General features: G+C 62.7%; 18 protein-coding genes. 4 read left to right on the forward strand and 14 right to left on the reverse strand.

Annotation, left to right across the window (positions count from 1 at the left end; all coding sequences use genetic code 11):
• Window positions 1-57 precede the first annotated feature (57 nt).
• From AC0IPL_RS02870 to AC0IPL_RS02910, 9 genes are all read right to left on the reverse strand, one after another.
• Window positions 58-660 carry a superoxide dismutase gene (locus AC0IPL_RS02870; RefSeq protein ID WP_474272086.1) on the reverse strand — a complete coding sequence of 201 codons (603 nt, stop codon included), beginning with the start codon at window positions 658-660 and terminating at the stop codon, window positions 58-60.
• A gap of 106 nt (window positions 661-766) precedes the next feature.
• Entirely contained in the window at window positions 767-1,189 is a 423-nt protein-coding gene (locus AC0IPL_RS02875; protein ID WP_474272088.1) for a hypothetical protein, read from the reverse strand.
• A gap of 33 nt (window positions 1,190-1,222) precedes the next feature.
• Window positions 1,223-1,675 (reverse strand): hypothetical protein, encoded by a 453-nt coding sequence (locus tag AC0IPL_RS02880; RefSeq protein WP_474272090.1) that lies wholly within the window; start codon window positions 1,673-1,675, stop codon window positions 1,223-1,225.
• A 546-nt stretch (window positions 1,676-2,221) separates the two neighbouring features.
• Window positions 2,222-2,737: a hypothetical protein gene (locus AC0IPL_RS02885; RefSeq protein ID WP_474272091.1), complete on the reverse strand. Its 516-nt coding sequence runs from the start codon at window positions 2,735-2,737 to the stop codon at window positions 2,222-2,224.
• A gap of 138 nt (window positions 2,738-2,875) precedes the next feature.
• Window positions 2,876-3,442 carry a sarcosine oxidase subunit gamma gene (locus AC0IPL_RS02890; RefSeq protein ID WP_474272093.1) on the reverse strand — a complete coding sequence of 189 codons (567 nt, stop codon included), beginning with the start codon at window positions 3,440-3,442 and terminating at the stop codon, window positions 2,876-2,878.
• Window positions 3,435-6,467 carry a sarcosine oxidase subunit alpha family protein gene (locus AC0IPL_RS02895; protein ID WP_474272094.1) on the reverse strand — a complete coding sequence of 1,011 codons (3,033 nt, stop codon included), beginning with the start codon at window positions 6,465-6,467 and terminating at the stop codon, window positions 3,435-3,437. Before AC0IPL_RS02895 ends, AC0IPL_RS02890 begins: the two co-directional genes overlap by 8 nt.
• 37 nt (window positions 6,468-6,504) lie before the next feature.
• Window positions 6,505-6,858: a sarcosine oxidase subunit delta gene (locus AC0IPL_RS02900; protein WP_474272095.1), complete on the reverse strand. Its 354-nt coding sequence runs from the start codon at window positions 6,856-6,858 to the stop codon at window positions 6,505-6,507.
• A 249-nt stretch (window positions 6,859-7,107) separates the two neighbouring features.
• Window positions 7,108-7,317, reverse strand: a complete 210-nt coding sequence (locus AC0IPL_RS02905; RefSeq protein ID WP_222453680.1) for a hypothetical protein — start codon at window positions 7,315-7,317, stop codon at window positions 7,108-7,110.
• Between the two features lie 115 nt (window positions 7,318-7,432).
• Window positions 7,433-8,677, reverse strand: coding sequence for a sarcosine oxidase subunit beta family protein (locus AC0IPL_RS02910; protein ID WP_474272096.1), 1,245 nt, complete (start codon window positions 8,675-8,677; stop codon window positions 7,433-7,435).
• A gap of 188 nt (window positions 8,678-8,865) precedes the next feature.
• On the opposite strand from AC0IPL_RS02910, the gene ccmI reads away from it, so the two are divergent.
• From ccmI to AC0IPL_RS02925, 3 genes are read left to right on the forward strand one after another with little or no spacing between them, the layout of a single operon-like run.
• Window positions 8,866-10,104 (forward strand): c-type cytochrome biogenesis protein CcmI, encoded by a 1,239-nt coding sequence (ccmI, locus tag AC0IPL_RS02915; RefSeq protein WP_474272097.1) that lies wholly within the window; start codon window positions 8,866-8,868, stop codon window positions 10,102-10,104.
• On the forward strand, window positions 10,101-10,574 hold the full coding sequence (ruvX, locus tag AC0IPL_RS02920; protein WP_474272098.1) for a Holliday junction resolvase RuvX: 474 nt from the start codon (window positions 10,101-10,103) through the stop codon (window positions 10,572-10,574). The genes ccmI and ruvX overlap by 4 nt, the downstream gene beginning before the upstream one ends.
• A gap of 3 nt (window positions 10,575-10,577) precedes the next feature.
• Window positions 10,578-10,811, forward strand: a complete 234-nt coding sequence (locus tag AC0IPL_RS02925; protein ID WP_474272099.1) for a DUF1289 domain-containing protein — start codon at window positions 10,578-10,580, stop codon at window positions 10,809-10,811.
• Window positions 10,812-10,940: 129 nt separating this feature from the next.
• Here the strand turns inward: AC0IPL_RS02925 and AC0IPL_RS02930 are convergent, their stop codons facing one another.
• The 3 genes from AC0IPL_RS02930 to dusA all read right to left on the reverse strand — a co-directional run bounded on the left by AC0IPL_RS02930 (window position 10,941) and on the right by dusA (window position 13,727).
• Entirely contained in the window at window positions 10,941-11,741 is an 801-nt protein-coding gene (locus tag AC0IPL_RS02930) for a hypothetical protein (protein WP_474272101.1), read from the reverse strand.
• Between the two features lie 9 nt (window positions 11,742-11,750).
• Window positions 11,751-12,605: a sulfite exporter TauE/SafE family protein gene (locus tag AC0IPL_RS02935; protein WP_474272102.1), complete on the reverse strand. Its 855-nt coding sequence runs from the start codon at window positions 12,603-12,605 to the stop codon at window positions 11,751-11,753.
• Window positions 12,606-12,704: 99 nt separating this feature from the next.
• The gene (dusA, locus tag AC0IPL_RS02940) at window positions 12,705-13,727 is read right to left on the reverse strand and encodes a tRNA dihydrouridine(20/20a) synthase DusA (RefSeq protein WP_474272103.1); all 1,023 of its coding nucleotides are present in this window, start codon (window positions 13,725-13,727) and stop codon (window positions 12,705-12,707) included.
• Between the two features lie 98 nt (window positions 13,728-13,825).
• Between dusA and AC0IPL_RS02945 the strand changes: the two genes are divergently transcribed.
• A complete protein-coding gene (locus tag AC0IPL_RS02945; RefSeq protein ID WP_474272104.1) occupies window positions 13,826-14,917 on the forward strand; it encodes a tyrosine-type recombinase/integrase in 1,092 nt (363 codons plus the stop codon).
• Window positions 14,918-15,230: 313 nt separating this feature from the next.
• Here the strand turns inward: AC0IPL_RS02945 and AC0IPL_RS02950 are convergent, their stop codons facing one another.
• The gene (locus AC0IPL_RS02950) at window positions 15,231-15,506 is read right to left on the reverse strand and encodes a hypothetical protein (protein ID WP_474272105.1); all 276 of its coding nucleotides are present in this window, start codon (window positions 15,504-15,506) and stop codon (window positions 15,231-15,233) included.
• On the reverse strand, window positions 15,503-16,231 hold the full coding sequence (locus AC0IPL_RS02955; RefSeq protein ID WP_474272106.1) for a lysozyme: 729 nt from the start codon (window positions 16,229-16,231) through the stop codon (window positions 15,503-15,505). The genes AC0IPL_RS02950 and AC0IPL_RS02955 overlap by 4 nt, the downstream gene beginning before the upstream one ends.
• Window positions 16,232-16,273: the final 42 nt, after the last annotated feature.

Here is a 16,273-nt window from a genome sequence, read left to right on the forward strand (position 1 = left end):
GCGGGCGATTGTACCAGTGTCGCGACCTGAGGGGGCGCGGAAGCGGTTGAGCCGACCTTAGCCCAGACGGGAAGCGACGTTTTCCCAGTTGACCAGCTTGTCGAGGAAGTTGCTCAGGTAGGCGGGACGCTTGTTGCGGAAGTCGATGTAGTAGGAATGCTCCCACACGTCGCAGCCCAGCAGCGCGGTCTGGCCAAAGCACAGCGGGTTGACGCCGTTTTCAGTCTTGGTCACCGCCAGCGAGCCGTCGGCGTTCTTGACCAGCCAGGCCCAGCCGGAGCCGAACTGGCCCGCACCTGCCGCGGAGAATTCATCCTTGAACTTGTCGACGGAGCCGAAGTTCTCGACCAGCGCCTTCTCCAGCTCACCCGGCATCTTGCTTTCGCCCGGACCCATCATCTCCCAGAACTGGTTGTGGTTCCACAGCTGCGAGATGTTGTTGAAGATGCCGCTCTGGGCCACCGCGTTTTTGTCGTAAGTGCCGGTGATGATATCTTCCAGCGACTTGCCGTCCCACTCGGTGCCGGCGATCAGCTTGTTGCCGTTGTCGACATAGGCTTTGTGGTGCAGGTCGTGGTGGTATTCCAGGGTTTCCGCGGACATGCCTTTGTCGGCCAGCGCGTCATGTGCGTAGGGAAGATCGGGAAGTTCAAAAGCCATTTGGGCCCCCTGTCAAAATAGTTTGCGTTCCTGTGCCGATACATGCGGTCCACAGGGGAGCAGGTCAAGACCGGGCGTGTGGATTCCTGCACCCCGGCCTGTGCAATCAGTAAAGAGACTCGCCCTTGATCGCTTTGCAGCTGCCGACGCCGCGCGGCATGTTTGCGAAGTTGTTCATCGGGAACGACGCCTTGATCAGGAACTCATTGCTGCCCGGTGTCAGGGTCGCCGTGTAGTTCACCCGCACCGAGCCGGAGCCCTGGCTGGGCACAGCCAGTCTCCAGTTCATGCGATACTTGCCACGCACCGTCTTGAATTTGACATCGATCGGCTGTTCGTGGGCGTGGTTGATATAGCCGTCATAGGCCCGCGCCTTGCGCGCCTCGGGATCCAGGGACAGCAGCACGCGGGTCGGGATCCAGCCGCTTTCTTCAACGCTGTCGACCACGCAGTCATAGGATTGAACCGCAGCCTGGGCGCCGCCCGCCATGGAAAACACTGCCAGCGCAGCAAGAAGGGTCTTTTTCACTTTATTGTCCTCAAACATAGGTGGTGTCATGGATTACTGGGCCAGCCGACAGGTCCCTTTGACCGTGGAGCTGATGTCATTCCCGGCTGCCAGTCTCAACGAACGCGCTTGCGCCTTGAGCGTGTGCCGGTTCACAAAGACGGAAAACCGGTGCTGGCGGAAATTCAAACTTCCATAGACGCTCGTTTTATCAACAGTCCAGGCCGACTCATACCGGCTATCCTTCCAAGAAAAGGACAGCACCTTGGTGTTGTTGCGCTCGATCAGCGCCACCGACGGCAGGGTTCGCACTTCTGGAATTTCGACCACTTGCAGTTGCACCGGTTGCGACCGCTCGAGGTAATCCGGCGCGCGGAAACGGATGAATGTCGGCGTCGGGGCCGTCCTGCGGCCTTCTTGAAAACTGCATTCATATGTTTCCAACGCTGCAGCGCCGCCGCTGGTGAAGATCAGTGCCGCGAGGCAAAATTTGAGATGCCGGATCATTGTCTTTCCTCTGCCCACGCCATCGCTCGTTCCTTCAGTCATCCGTCGATCCGCGTGCATTCTCCAGCAACCTCCCATGACAACCGCTGTGAGAACTTCAAGCTGCGGGAGCCCGCCCTTGCCTCGCCAGTTGACCGATTGAGCGCAAAAAAGAACTCGTGATGAGGAAAATTTACGTCCATGTAGCCGCGGTGACGCGATACGCTGCTGTCAAACTCATACGCGCGCGCACTCCACGTCAGCGACAACCGTTGGCTGGAGTTACGCCGGACATCAGCTGTGGTAGGTCTTGTGATGACCTTGGGGACTTGCGATTTCACAATCTCGGCGGGCAGCCAAGGCTCGTGAACGCTTGGCACGCTGAGTTTCAGATAGGTCGGCGTCGGCTGATCCCAGCGGCCTTGCGCGAAACGGCAATCGTAGATTTCGCCCGCTTGGACGGATGCGCCCAAGGCGCATGACAGGCCGATGGCGAAGTATCGATTTAAGGATATCATCGTAAAATGGTCGTTAGCGCGCAGGAACTGGCGCCGCCTCTAGTCTTGTTTAAATTGAACCGACAATCCACTGTGCCGACGCGTTCTTTTCATTCGGCGAAAACCGCGTGCAAACCCCTGCGCCGCGGATCAGCGTGCCCCCCGGATGCTCTGGCTGAACTAGAACGCTCATCTTTAGATTATCAAGGTTCATAACCACCCTGAAGGGGCGCTCTTTTTGCAGCCGCGCCGTGCGCTCTGGGTGCACCGGCGCAGGCAAGCGCGCGGCGCCAGCCGGTGCGGTCCAATTCAGTACCACTGACGTCAGGCTGTAACGGCTCACATGAACGGTTTCATCCCGCCCGGCGCGCTTGTCCTCGATACGGGCCCGCGCGAAACCGCGGTCAAAATGAAACAGCAGGCGCTTTGGCAGCTCGTCAGCGGGTGACAAGGGCGTCACCTCGCAATCAAAAGAGGCACTCGCAAACGCTTCGGCGGCCAGGAATGAGAAAGCTGCCGCAAAGACCGCGCATGCCGAGGCTCTCATCCACTCCTCCCAAATGCTGTTGGCACCTGTGCCCCCCAAAAATCATCTAGCAATCGTTCAATCGGCACTGGTTAAAAAAAAACCGCAACACCCGCATAAAAAAACGGTGCCCGGCAAAACTGCCGCACACCGTAAATGACGCCTCAGATCACCACAAGCATAAAGCGAGTAATATCGTTAATAGACACCCACTTTGCTTTGCGGATGCGCCGATGCCTTCAGCAGTTTGAAGACATAGTCCCCCACAGAGCGGAAGCAGATGATGCCAAAGCTACCGTCCTCTTCCAGCCAGAAGGCGCCCGCCACCTGGGCCAGGCGCGACCGGCGAAACTGGCCCGGAGCAAATGCCGCCGGGTCGAAATCGACCGGGCTCACCTTGGCCAGAACCTCGCGTGCGCCGTCGCCGGACAGGCGGAAGTAGGCCCGCGCATCGGACACGTTGACCGCCAGCGCATGTTCGCCCTTCAGCGCCTCTGCGAGCTGCGCAGTCTTGGCGACCGCTTGCTCATAAGGCACCAGTAGCAACAGCTCATCCGGTGACATCCAGGCGGCGGCGCCGTTGTCTGCAAGGGAGATGCGTCCCATCGCAGGCACCGCGGCGCCGGTTGCAGCCTCGACGGCCGCCTGCAGCGGTGCAGAGCCCAGGTCGCCGCGCAGGGTAATCATTCCGCGCAGGCCAGCGTCCGCAACCTCGGCAATACCGGCGTAACGCGCCCCGTTCAGTTCGGAAACAGCCTTAGACATTCTGCTTTTCCCCTTCCTTGTCATAGAAGACCGGATCAACGATCTTGGCCTCGTAGGTCTTGCCGTCTGTGCCGGGGAATTTGAGCACCTCACCCATGCGCTTGGGGCCATGTTTGACCAGCCCCATGGCAATGCCGCGGCCCAGCGTGGCCGAATGATAGGTTGAGGTCACCCGGCCGATCATGTTGCGCTGGCCGTTGGCATTGACGCCCTCGCCCACCGCATAGGCGCCATCGGGCAGCACCGAGCCATCTGTGGTCTCTAGGCCCACCAGCTGCCAGCGGTCGGGGTCCGCCATGTGCGAACGCGCTTGCGCCCGTTTGCCCAGATAGTCCTCTTTCTTCTTGGACAGCGCCCAGTTCAGCCCCAGATCCTGCGGGATCACGGTGCCGTCGGTCTCATCCCCGATCATGATGAAGCCCTTTTCGGCTCGCAGGATATGCAGGGTCTCGGTGCCATAGGGCATGACGCCGAACTCCTGGCCCGCCTCCATCAGCGCGTCCCAGAATGCCTGTCCTTCGGAGGCTGCGACCGCGATCTCATAGGACAATTCGCCCGAGAAGGAGATCCGATAGGCACGGGCGTCAAAGCCGCCGATCTTGCCATCGCGCCATTCCATGAACGGCAGCGCCTCGCGGCTGACATCCAAGCCGCCGCCTGCCTGCGTGTTCAGCTTTTCCAGCACCTTGCGGGCGTTGGGGCCAACCACGGCGATCTGGGCGTATTGTTCGGTGACATTGGCGACATAGACCTTCCAGTCCCACCATTCCGTCTGCAGCCATTCTTCCATCCAGCCATGGATGTGCTCGGCACCGCCGGTGGTGGTGTGGCACAGCCAGGTATCCTCGTCGATGCGGGCGACCACCCCGTCGTCCATCAGGAAACCGTTCTCGCTGCACATCAGGCCATAGCGGCATTTGCCAACCTTCAGCGTCGACATCATGTTGGTGTACATCATGTCGAGGAACTTGCCCGCGTCCGGCCCCTTGACCACCAGCTTGCCCAGCGTCGAGGCATCCAGAACACCAAGGTTTTCGCGGGTGTTCTTCACCTCGCGGTTCACCGCGGCATGGCGGTCTTCGCCGTCGCGCAGATAGGCGAAGGGGCGGCGCCATTGGCCGACCGGCTCCCAATCGGCGCCATTCTTGTCGTTCCAGTCGTAGATCGGCGTCTTGCGCACCGGCTGGAACACCTCGCCCCGTGCCTCACCGGCGATCGCGCCCAGCGAGATCGGGTGATATGGCGGGCGGAAAGTGGTGGTGCCCACCTGTGGGATCTCGGCGTTCAGGCTGTCTGCCAGAATGGCGAGTCCGTTGATATTGGACAACTTGCCCTGATCAGTCGCCATGCCCAGCGTGGTATAGCGCTTGGTATGCTCCACGCTTTCATAGCCTTCGCGGGCGGCCAGCTGCACGTCCGAGACCTTGACGTCGTTCTGATAGTCCAGCCAGGTCTTCATGCGCAGCGTGATGTCGGCCTTGGCGGGCATCAGCCAGACCGGCTCCATCCGCGCCTCATCCTCGGACTCGCCCTTGGCCGCCGCCACGGATTTCGCCGGGAAGCCCGCTGCCTCGGCCGCACGTGCGCCAGCCGCGGCTGCGTCTTCCAGTAGCGCGCCCAGACCGAACTCACCATTCGCAGACCCGGCAGCCACAACAAAGCCTTTGCCGTCGTGGCCCAGCGGTGGGCGTGCGGGGTCCGGGCGGAAGTTGGCGTTCACCTCGTCCCACGTCAACTTGCCGCCGCAATGGGACCACAGGTGCACCACCGGCGACCAGCCACCGGACATGGCAACCGCATCGGCCTGCACGGTCTCGCGCGCGCCGCCCTCGCCGTTCTGGGCGCAAATGGCGACTTCGCTCACGCATTTGCCGTCCTTGACCTGGGCAATGGCGCGGCCCAGTTCGACCCGGATGCCCTTTTCGCGGACCGCTTCCATCAGCGCGCCGCCGCCGGTTTCGCGAGTGTCGACCACGCGGACAACCTCGACGCCAGCCGCGTGCAGCACCAATGCGGTGCGATAGGCGTCATCATTGTTGGTGGCCACCACAACGCGCTGGCCCGGCTTGACGCCCCAGTTCACCACATAGTCGCGCATGGACCCCGCCAGCATCACACCGGGGACGTCATTACCAGCAAAGGACAGCGGGCGTTCAATCGCGCCGGTTGCGGTCACGATCTGGCTGGCACGGATCCGCCACAGGCGGTGGCGCGGGCCACCCTGCCCCGGCGCGTGGTCTGTCAGACGCTCATACCCCAGCGCATAGCCGTGGTCATAAACGCCCGACCCCATGCAGCGGTCGCGCAGGGTCACGTTGTTCATCGCACGCAGCTCTGCCAGGGTTTTCTCGATCCAGACCTCGGGCGCGTCGCCGTCGATGGTCCCACCGTCAACCGGCGCGCGGCCACCCCAGTAGCTGTTCTGCTCCAGCACGAGCACCTTGGCGCCCGAAGCCGCCGCCGCCTTGGCCGCCTGCAGGCCGGCAACACCACCGCCGATGACCAGCACATCTGCGAAGAAGTAGAAATGCTCGTAGGTGTCAGCGTCTTTCAACTCCGCATCCGGGGCGGCGCCCAGGCCTGCGGATTTTCGGATGATCGGCTCATAGACGTGTTTCCACAGCGGCCGCGGGTGGATGAACATCTTGTAGTAGAAGCCCGCTGTCAAAAAGCGTGACAGCTTGTTGTTGATCGACAGCACGTCGAATTCCAGGCTCGGCCAATGGTTCTGCGACTGCGCCTGCAAGCCGGAGAACAGCTCGGTGGTGGTGGCGCGCTGGTTCGGCTCATAGCGGTCACCGCTGCCCAGCTGCATCAGCGCATTGGGTTCTTCCGAACCCGACGCCACAACCCCGCGCGGGCGGTGGTACTTGAACGACCGGCCCATCATCACTTGGCCATTGGCCAGCAAAGCGGAGGCAAGCGTGTCGCCGGGATACCCCTTCATGGTCTTGCCATTGAAAGTAAAGTCGATCTGTTTGGAGCGGTCGATCAGCCGGCCATGCTTGGCAAGACGCGTGCTCATATTTGCTGATCCTTCAGAGGAATGTCAGGTGTTGCAGTCAGGCGGCAGAGGATTTGCGGCCGTCGGAAAATTCGCGCCAGCTCCAGCCGGGGCGTTTCGCGGTGATCTTGTCGCAGATCTCCTGTGGCGGTTCGGTGGTCTGGGCCGGATAGGTGCCAAAGACCTCCAGCGTCATGGTGCAGCGGGCGGCGTGGAACCACTTGCCGCAGCCATTGGCATGGCGCCAGCGTTCGAAATGCACGCCTTTGGGGTTTTCACGCATGAACAGGTAGTCATGGAAGTCATCGTCGCTGGAGCCGGGGCCATAGCGATTCAGATGCGCCTCGCCGCCTGCGGACAGTTCGGTTTCTTCGGCTTTGACACCGCAATAGGGGCATTCAAGGATCAGCATTGTGCGTGCTCCATGGTGAGGGAAACAACAGCGCCCAGACCAAGGCCACGAGGCGTGGAGCGGGCTTGGCGCGCGAGCGCGGCCCGGTCCGCAAACGCGGCTCCGGTTGAACGGATCATCGGATGTCGGGGCGAGCCCGCGGCCTGCCGCAAAACGGCAGACCCTTCGGTATCACGCACCAGACGGGCCAGCATGGTGCGACCGGGAAGAACCGGCATGCCGCCACTGCGGGCAGCGTGCCCGCGATGGTTACTGGCTTGCGCCTTCGACTTCACCTTCAATGGCGCTGCCGTCAGGCAATTCGATGCGCAGGTCCGGTTCATCCACCGGGTTTTCGCCGCCAAGGACGAACCAGCCGATGACGGCCAGCGCGACAACAACGCCGCCGAGGATGAAGGCCAGCGCGCCCATACCGCCGCCGGAACCAGAGCCGGAGTTGTTGTGGATTTCGTCAGACATAAGAGCCTCCTGTGCAGTTTGCAATTCGGGTCAACAACGCCCGGAGCTGCATGGTGGTTCCCCGTCTCTGCCTGTCGCGGCTGCGGCAGGCAGGGCTTTGCCAATCGGGTCTGCATCAGTGTGCCACCCCGGCCGCAACGCTCTCGTCGATGAACTTGCCTTCGCGGAAGCGCATCATCGAGAACTCCTCGGTTAGCGGCGAATAGCCCGTCGCCATCATCTCCGCCATCGCCCAGCCCGAGCCGGGGATCGCCTTGAATCCGCCAGTGCCCCAGCCGCAATTCACAAAGCAGTTCTGCACCGGCGTTTTCGAGATGATCGGCGAGCGGTCGCCGGTCACATCCACGATGCCCCCCCATTGGCGCAGCATCTTGAGACGGCTGACCATCGGAAAGGTCTCGACCAGCGCCCGCACGGTTTCCTCGATATGATGGAAGCTGCCGCGCTGGGTGTAGTTGTTGAATCCATCGGTGCCGCCGCCGATCACCATTTCACCCTTGTCGGATTGCGACATGTAGCCGTGCACGGTGTTGGCCATCACCACCACGTCCATGCAGGGCTTGATCGGCTCGGACACCATCGCCTGGAGCGCGACGGATTCCATCGGCAGACGGAAGCCTGCCTGTTCCGCCAGCACAGAGGCGTTGCCCGCCACAACCATGCCCAGCTTGTCACAATCAATCGGGCCTTTGCTTGTGTCGACCCCCACAGTGCGGCCGTTTTCGACCCGCACGCCGGTGACTTCGCATTTCTGGATGATGTCCATGCCCATGTCGGAGCACGCCCGCGCATAGCCCCAGGCCACCGCGTCGTGGCGCGCGGTGCCGCCGCGCTCCTGCCACAGGCCACCCAGTACCGGATAGCGCGGACCGTGCAGGTTGATGATCGGCACCAGCTCCTTTACGCGCTCGGGGGTGATCCATTCAGTCTGCACACCCTGCTGCTGGTTGGCATGGGCCGTGCGCTTGTAGCCACGGATCTCATGCTCGGTCTGCGCCAGCATGATGACGCCACGGGGGCTGAACATCACGTTGTAGTTCAGGTCCTGGCTCATCGTCTCATACAGGCTGCGCGCCTTTTCATATATCGCAGCCGAAGGATCCTGCAGATAATTCGAGCGGATGATGGTGGTGTTGCGGCCCGTGTTGCCGCCCCCCAGCCAGCCCTTTTCGATAATGGCGACATTGGTAATGCCGAAATTCTTGCCCAGGTAATAGGCCGTGGCAAGCCCATGCCCGCCGGCACCCACGATGACGACATCGTAGTGGCGCTTGGGCTCAGGCGAGCGCCAGGCGCGCTCCCACCCGGTGTGATAGCGCAGGGCTTCCCGCGCGACGGCAAAGACTGAATAGCGTTTCATGGGCGAATCCGATGGTTCGTGTCTGTCTGTCGGTATGCCCGAAACGCATGGGGGACCTGCGCCGTTTATCGTCCTCTTTCTGCGCTATTGCGACATTCTCGCGTATCCCTCTTCGAACCGCCGCGGCAGTTTGGCCCTTTTGTTCCACCGCCCCCGGTTATAGATGAGAACCAAACCACGGAGACGGCATGGTATTCTGGACAGTCACCGCTCTCATCGCATTTTCGGCGGCGTTTTTGCTGGCGATGATCCTCATTCGCGCCCGCGAGCTGGGCGAACCCGCTGCGGCCTATGACTTGCGGGTCTATCGCCAGCAGCTGCGCGAGGTCGACAAGGATCTGGCCCGTGGCGTGATTGTCGCGGCTGACGCCGAACGCATCCGCACCGAGATTTCGCGTCGCATTCTGACAGCTGACGCCCAGCTGCAACAGGCCCGCAGCGGCAGCACGCAGCCACGCGCCTTGTCACGGTTCACGGCCGTTCTGACTGCGCTGGTGATTGCAGGCGGCACGCTCGGCCTTTACTGGCAACTCGGCGCACCGGGCTATGGGGATCTTGGCCTTCAGGACCGCGTGCGCCTGGCCGGTGAACGCGCCGCAAACCGCCCCTCGCAGGCGGCGGCTGAGGCCGAAGTGCCGGCGTTGCCCAAACCGCAGGTTGACGACAGCTATCGCCAGCTCGTCGCGCAGCTGCGCCAAACCGTCGGCAACCGCCCCGACGACGCACAAGGCCAGGCCCTGCTGGCCCAGCATGAGGCGAATCTGGGCAATTTCAAAACCGCCTATGCCGCCAAGAGCCGCTACATTGATCTGGTCGCAGAACAGGCCACCGCCCGCGACTATACCGAGCTGGCGGAACTTAGGATCATGGCAGCAGGTGGCTATGTGTCCCCCGAAGCGGAGCGCGACCTGCAACAGGCTTTGACGCTGGACCCTGCCCACGGCCCGGCGCGCTATTACTGGGGCTTAATGCTGGGCCAGCTGGGTCGCCCGGATCTGGCCTATCGTGAATGGGCCGCAACCCTGCGGGCTGGCCCGCCCGGCGCCCCCTGGATCGAAGGCATTCAGGCCCAGATCGAGGACATGGCCTATCGCGCCGGGGTACAATATCAGCCCATCACCCCCGGCGGCGCGGCCACCCCGGCCCTGCCCGGCCCCAGCACCGACGACATGCAAGCCGCCGATGACCTCAGCCCGAAGGAGCGCCAGGAGATGATCCGCGGCATGGTCAGCCGCCTGTCCGACCGTCTGGCAAGCCAAGGCGGCAGCGCCGAGGAGTGGGCCCGGCTGATCGGCGCCCTGTCGGTGCTGGGCGAGACCACCCGCGCGCGCGCCATTTATGACGAGGCCCAGCAGGTCTTTGCCGACGACACCGCGGCGCTTGCGCTGCTGCAGGAAACCGCCCAACAGACGGGAGTGGCCGAATGATCCACGATGTTTTCGAAGACTTCGCCGCCGCCCTGCCGCCGATGTCGGCCCTGATGGGGCTGGATCTGGGCACCAAGACCATCGGCGTCGCGGTGTCCGACCGGATCGGCGCCGTGGCAACGCCTCTGGAGACGGTCAAGCGCAAGAAGTTCACACTGGACGCCGCCCGCCTGCTCCAGATCATCAAGCAGCGCGACATCAACGGCATCCTGCTGGGCCTGCCGCGCAACATGGACGGCAGTGAAGGCCCGCGCTGCCAGTCCACCCGAGCCTTTGCACGCAACCTCGCCCAGCTGAGTGATCTGCCCATTGGCTTCTGGGACGAACGGCTCAGCACTGTGGCGGCGGAGAAAGCCCTGCTGGAGGCGGATACGACACGCAAACGCCGCGCAGAGGTCATCGACCATGTGGCCGCCTCGTATATCTTGCAAGGCGCATTGGACCGGATGCGGCATTTGAAGAACGGGTGAGCGATGACTGACGAGGTTTGGAAACGGGACGAGATCCAGTCCCCCTGCATCAAGATCTGCGTCGTCCACCCCGAGGCGCGGATCTGCACCGGCTGCTACCGCTCCATCGACGAGATCCGCGACTGGTCGGGCATGAGCAACGCCGAACGTGCCGAGATCATGGACGCCCTATCCGACCGCGCTGCCACCCTGACCAAGCGCCGCGGCGGCCGCAGCGCAAGGTTAAAGCGCAGCTAACGCGGCGCACGGTTGGCTAAGGCTCTGTCAATCATGCGGAATAAAGGCTGACCCATTGTTTCGCGCGCGAAACATTCCGGCAGGATTGCTGACCTGTTTTGCGACGGGCCAGACAAGCGGCTGTCCGATTCAGTCCTCGGCCAGCCACCCCTTGGTCCACTCAGCCAACTCAGGGCGGAAATAGGCGATCATCCGGCCCTCTTGCGCCGCGCTTGCCCCCTCACCCCAGGGTGCGACGCCGTGCAGGCACAGGCGATGCATCAGATAGGACTCGCCAGGCTTGGCATGGACAGTGATGCGCGGGCAGGTCTCGAACACCTCAGCGCGGGCAGCCGTGTACGCATCGGTCACATCCACATCCGTCCACGCAGCCTGCGGCACACCCGCGAACGCGGCGGCAAAGGCGCGGCGCATAATATGGTGGCTGCCCTCCCAGATCACCAACGGCGCCGCATCCGGGCTGCTTTCGTTCAGCGGAATCCCCAGCACCCAGGCATGCGGCTCTTCCACCTTGCGGCGGCGATGTTCGCCATACATCTTGACCCCGTCCACATGCGCCGCGTCCCGTTTGACGCGATAGCGAAAGGCAGCACCGCCCTCTCCCGGACGCGGGCGCGGATAGCCGGGAAACACCGAGGACACCTGCGCCCGGTGCAGATCCGGCACAGGCCCGTGCCGCGCGGCGATGAACCTCAGCGGCGCCCCGGCCAGCGGCGGCCCGCCCGGCAAACGTCCCCTGGCATCATTGGGAAGCGCATCAACACCGATGAACCAGGTCCGTTCACATTGGAACCACGCCGCATTGGCGGGATCGTCCAGCGCTGCGGTGCCCTGTGGCAAAGCATGCTCCGCCCAGGCGGCAATCTGCGGATCATGGCCGAACCGTACCCACCCAGCGTCGCGATAGCTTTCCGACAGTTCTGTCCGCATCGGGCCCTCTCAGTAACCGAAGGCCTTGCGCAGCATGTTCAACGCGACCAGCACCAGGAACGCCCCGAACACGCGCTTCAGCGGTTTGGGGTTCATCGCATGGGCCAGCTTCACGCCCCAAGGCGCAGTAATCAGCGTCATCGCGATCACAATCAGAAAGGCGGGCAGATTCACCGCACCAAAGGTAAGCGGCGGGCGATTGGCCGGATCCACCTGTAACAGCAGGAAACCCGCCACGGACGGCACCGCGATGATCACGCCAAACCCCGCCGCCGTTGCCACTGCCCGATGCACAGCCACCCCGTGCAGCGTCATCAGGGGCACACCAAAGCTGCCGCCTCCGATCCCCATCAGCACCGACAGGAACCCAACCGCGGGCGACAGCATAACGCGCCGTACGCCTGTCGGCATCGTCTCCGCCAGACGCCAGTCCGCCCGCCCCAGCCCCAGGTAACAGCCGATGACCAGCGCCAGGCTGCCAAACACGCCCTGCAACACGGTGGAGCGCAGCGCCGAGGCCGCCAGTACGCCGATGATCGCCCCCAGCGCAATGCCGACCCACCAGCCGCGCAGGATCTGCCAATCCACCGCGCCTTTCTTGTTGTGGCTCATCACCGAGCGCAGCGAGGTCACGATGATCGTCGCCAGAGAGGTTGCTAGGCAGATCTGCATCAGCTGGTCACTGCCATAGCCAAGCGTCTGAAACGCATAAAAGAAAGCCGGCACCAGCACGATGCCGCCGCCCACCCCCAACAATCCGGCCAGTACGCCGGCAAAGCCGCCGATGACAACCAGAAGCGCGGCCATCTGCATCAAAAGCCCAGGCTCCGGCCAGAGGGCGACAGTCAGGTTGGGATCGGTCATGCGGGAGAAACCTCAGGCTTATGCGTCTTTTGCAAAGGGTTAGCGGCCCCGGCCCGCCCCGGCAAGCCATTACCACCCGTTTGCCGGCCGATCGCGGTGTCAGGCCGCAGCCTGGCCGACCACCTGTGCCAATGCCTGCGCCACCAGTTCTGGCCCGGCGCCGCTGCGACAGGCCCCTTCAGACAGGGTGCGGCGCCATTGTCGTGCCCCCGGTCTGCCGGCAAACAGGCCCAGCATATGACGGGTGATCTGGTTCAGCTTGGCACCTTCCGCCAGCCGCGCCTCGATATATGGCAACATCTGTTGCACCGCCTCGGCCGGGTCGGTCACGGCCCCCTCACCATAGATTTCCTGATCTGCTGCACACAGAACATCGGCTGGCTGGTGATAGGCCGCCCGGCCGATCATCACCCCGTCCAAACCACGGTCCAGATGCGCCCGCGCCTCGGCCAGCGAGGCAATGCCGCCATTGATCGAAATGTGCATATCTGCAAAGGCGGCCTTCATCCGGTGCACCAGGTCGTAATCCAGCGGCGGGATATCGCGGTTTTCCTTCGGGCTCAGCCCCTGAAGCCAGGCTTTGCGGGCATGAATCGTCACCCGCCGACAGCCGGCAGCGCGGATCTTGTCGAGGAAGACTGGCAACACTTCCTCCGGCGCCTGTTCATCCACGCCAATGCGACATTTGACGGTGACCTCGACGTCAACCGCCTCACGCATGGCGGCCACGCAATCGGCAACCAGATCCGGCGTCTGCATCAGCACTGCGCCAAAGGCCCCGGACTGCACACGGTCGCTGGGGCAGCCGCAGTTGAGATTAATCTCATCATAGCCAGCCTCTGCCCCCAATTGCGCCGCCTGTGCCAGCTCCGCCGCGTCGGACCCGCCCAGTTGCAGCGCCAGCGGGTGCTCCTCCCGGTTGAAATCCAGCAAATGCACGGCCCCGCCACGCACCAACGACGGCGCTGTGACCATCTCCGTATAGAGAAGTGTCTCGCGGCTCAGCAACCGGTGCAGATACCTGCAATGGCGGTCGGTCCAGTCCATCATCGGAGCAACGGAAAGGCGTGCAGAGCGCCAAATGGGGTCAATCCCCTGATTTTCAATGATCTTATCACTCATGCCACTTGCTCATTCACAGCCGGATTTTGCTTGTTTTTGCCCATTTTGTCGGACTAGAACAACAAAAGTTGTCCCGATTTCTAAGAAGTTGTTCCGCCATGGCCCACATCATCGAGCGCAAGCGCAAAGACGGTTCAACCGCCTATCTGGCACAGATCGCCATTAAAAGGAAAGGTCAGTGGGTTCACCGCGAAGCCCGAACGTTCGACAAAAAGCCCGCGGCCAACGCCTGGCTGAAGAAGCGGACGAAAGAAATCGACGCAGCTGGCGACGACCTGCGCAAAATCAAGACCAAGGGGAAGACCCTTCGAGACGCGTTGGACAAATACCTTGCCACCGCAGGCGACAAGATTGGCACCACAAAGGCTCAGGTGCTTCGCACCATCAGGGACGAGTATGATCTTTCGGATCAAGAAGCAGACGAGATACAAAGCAGCGACATCGTGCAATTTGCCCAGGAGATCGCCGCCCGGCCGGGGGTAGCCTCTGCCTCCACGGTGCTAAACTACCTCTCACACCTATCGGCCGTTTTCCGCATTGCACGTTCCGCCTGGGGAATTCCCCTAGACTATCCAGCGATGCAGGAGGCGATGCACGCCTGCAAACGCCTACAAATCACGGCCAAGTCAAGGTCAAGAGACCGGCGCCCAACCTTGGACGAACTCGAGGCTCTGCTGACCCACTTCATGGAAGCCACGGCAGCGAACCCACGCACCATGCCAATGCACAAGGTGACGTTGTTCGCCCTGTTCTCAAGCCGCCGTGAATCCGAAATCACGCGCGCAAGGTGGGATGGCCTGGACCGAGAGCATTCCCGGATTTTCGTGAAGGACATGAAGCACCCAGGACAAAAGGTCGGAAACGACGTGTGGTGTGATCTGCCGGAGCAAGCCCTAAAAATCGCGATGTCCATGCCACAGAAGGATGACCGGATTTTCCCCTACAACCCTGATACCATTTGCACCCGGTTCACCCGCGCCTGCAAACTCCTGCAGATCAAAGACCTTCGATTTCACGATCTACGGCACGAGGGCATTTCGCGGCTCTTCGAAATGGGCAATTCAATTCCGCAAGTTGCCTCGGTGTCCGGCCACCGCTCCTGGGCTTCACTGCAGCGATACACCCACCTCCGCCAAACAGGGGATAAGTACGAAGGCTGGGAATGGATCGACAGGGTGTTCCGGTCATGAAAGCCGAAGGCTATCCGCTACCGACGAAGGCGTCCTGATCGAATTTGGCGACGAGGCATCGATCCTTATCGAAGGCGTCCAAATCGCCGTCCTTTCTGGTCAAGATTTCATCTTTTGAGGTGCTGGCCTTGGGCCAGTTTCCCAGAAACACACAGGCCCCGCTTACCGGCGGGGCTTTCGTCTTGAAAGAGCCTCTACCTTGTCCCCACAGTCCAGCAGCGCGCGGCGATCCCGGGACCACAGAATCTCTACCTGCTGATCGCTGATCCAGCCGTCGGGGATACGCACCGGCACCGCGCACGGGTCCACAGCCTCAGCGTAGCGCATTGAGCCGCCGCACCCGGCCAGGGCCGAGACAGCGAGGCACAGCAACAGGATCCGCATGGGCCTTTTCCTCCAGTTGGCGTGAGAGTTCATCGCGCGCGCGCAAAGCCTCGATGCGGGCAGCCTCCAGTTTCCGGAACGCCTCGATCTGCGCCAGCTCGCGCGCTTGGTAGTTGGCCCGACAGTTCGCGGCACCTTGGCGGTAACCGAAGGCTCCAGCAGCTGCCAATGCCGCGAGGGCGACGAAAGCGGCCGGAGATCTCATGCCGCGGCGTCCAGCGCCCTCAGGCACATCGATCGCTCCGACAGGCGCCGGTTGGTCAGACCGCGGATCACGCGCCCCCCTGCCCGGTTCCAGCGCGGCAGCTCATTGCAGGCGCCGCGCAGATCTCCAGCGTTTGCCTTGCTCACCAGCGTCGACCGGCAGGCCGCTCCGGGCCCGACATTGTAGGTCCAGCTGACCAGCGCGATCTTCATGCCCACCGGCACGTCAGCGGAGAGGCAGCGGTCGAGGTGCGCCTCATAGGCGACGATCTCGCGGGCCAGTATCGCATCGCAATCGGCCAGGCTGTAGCTGTCTCCGGGCCGCACGCCCTTGGTCTCGCCGTAGCAGACCGTCCAGACACCCACGATGTCGCGGTAAGCTTCCGTACGAAGCCCCTCCCACTGCCCAACGAAAGTCACCGCCGACGCGAGGGCGACCGAACTACCCGCGATCAGGCCAATGGTCCGCTTACGCACCGCACCGCCCTCATCGCGCCGAAACACTCGCCAGAAGCCCGAAGCGGGCTGCACCAGCACCCGCGCCGGAATGGCGGCCAGGTTCACCACTGTCGCTGCCAGGGCGAACCAGAGCGGGTCCAGCCCCAGCATGTCAGGCGTGACCAGCGAGACGAAGACGGGCGCGACGGACACGATGGCCGCGAGCAACAGGAGGCGGATGGACCAGGCGCCTTTCAGCGTGGCCTTCCAGTTGTCGATGAATTTCATGGGAGATCTCCATGCTAAGAAACCCCGCGAGCGGGGCATTGT

The sequence above is a fragment of the Leisingera sp. SA32 genome, from assembly GCF_056033425.1.

What these genes read in the sequence shown, in the direction of transcription:
- AC0IPL_RS02870 (WP_474272086.1), bottom strand. Translation starts at nt 660, where the DNA reads ATGGCTTTTGAACTTCCCGATCTTCCCTACGCACATGACGCGCTGGCC.
- AC0IPL_RS02880 (WP_474272090.1), bottom strand. Translation starts at nt 1,675, where the DNA reads ATGATCCGGCATCTCAAATTTTGCCTCGCGGCACTGATCTTCACCAGC.
- AC0IPL_RS02890 (WP_474272093.1), bottom strand. Translation starts at nt 3,442, where the DNA reads ATGTCTAAGGCTGTTTCCGAACTGAACGGGGCGCGTTACGCCGGTATT.
- AC0IPL_RS02895 (WP_474272094.1), bottom strand. Translation starts at nt 6,467, where the DNA reads ATGAGCACGCGTCTTGCCAAGCATGGCCGGCTGATCGACCGCTCCAAA.
- AC0IPL_RS02900 (WP_474272095.1), bottom strand. Translation starts at nt 6,858, where the DNA reads ATGCTGATCCTTGAATGCCCCTATTGCGGTGTCAAAGCCGAAGAAACC.
- AC0IPL_RS02905 (WP_222453680.1), bottom strand. Translation starts at nt 7,317, where the DNA reads ATGTCTGACGAAATCCACAACAACTCCGGCTCTGGTTCCGGCGGCGGT.
- AC0IPL_RS02910 (WP_474272096.1), bottom strand. Translation starts at nt 8,677, where the DNA reads ATGAAACGCTATTCAGTCTTTGCCGTCGCGCGGGAAGCCCTGCGCTAT.
- ccmI (WP_474272097.1), top strand. Translation starts at nt 8,866, where the DNA reads ATGGTATTCTGGACAGTCACCGCTCTCATCGCATTTTCGGCGGCGTTT.
- ruvX (WP_474272098.1), top strand. Translation starts at nt 10,101, where the DNA reads ATGATCCACGATGTTTTCGAAGACTTCGCCGCCGCCCTGCCGCCGATG.
- AC0IPL_RS02925 (WP_474272099.1), top strand. Translation starts at nt 10,578, where the DNA reads ATGACTGACGAGGTTTGGAAACGGGACGAGATCCAGTCCCCCTGCATC.
- AC0IPL_RS02930 (WP_474272101.1), bottom strand. Translation starts at nt 11,741, where the DNA reads ATGCGGACAGAACTGTCGGAAAGCTATCGCGACGCTGGGTGGGTACGG.
- AC0IPL_RS02935 (WP_474272102.1), bottom strand. Translation starts at nt 12,605, where the DNA reads ATGACCGATCCCAACCTGACTGTCGCCCTCTGGCCGGAGCCTGGGCTT.
- dusA (WP_474272103.1), bottom strand. Translation starts at nt 13,727, where the DNA reads ATGAGTGATAAGATCATTGAAAATCAGGGGATTGACCCCATTTGGCGC.
- AC0IPL_RS02945 (WP_474272104.1), top strand. Translation starts at nt 13,826, where the DNA reads ATGGCCCACATCATCGAGCGCAAGCGCAAAGACGGTTCAACCGCCTAT.
- AC0IPL_RS02950 (WP_474272105.1), bottom strand. Translation starts at nt 15,506, where the DNA reads ATGAGATCTCCGGCCGCTTTCGTCGCCCTCGCGGCATTGGCAGCTGCT.
- AC0IPL_RS02955 (WP_474272106.1), bottom strand. Translation starts at nt 16,231, where the DNA reads ATGAAATTCATCGACAACTGGAAGGCCACGCTGAAAGGCGCCTGGTCC.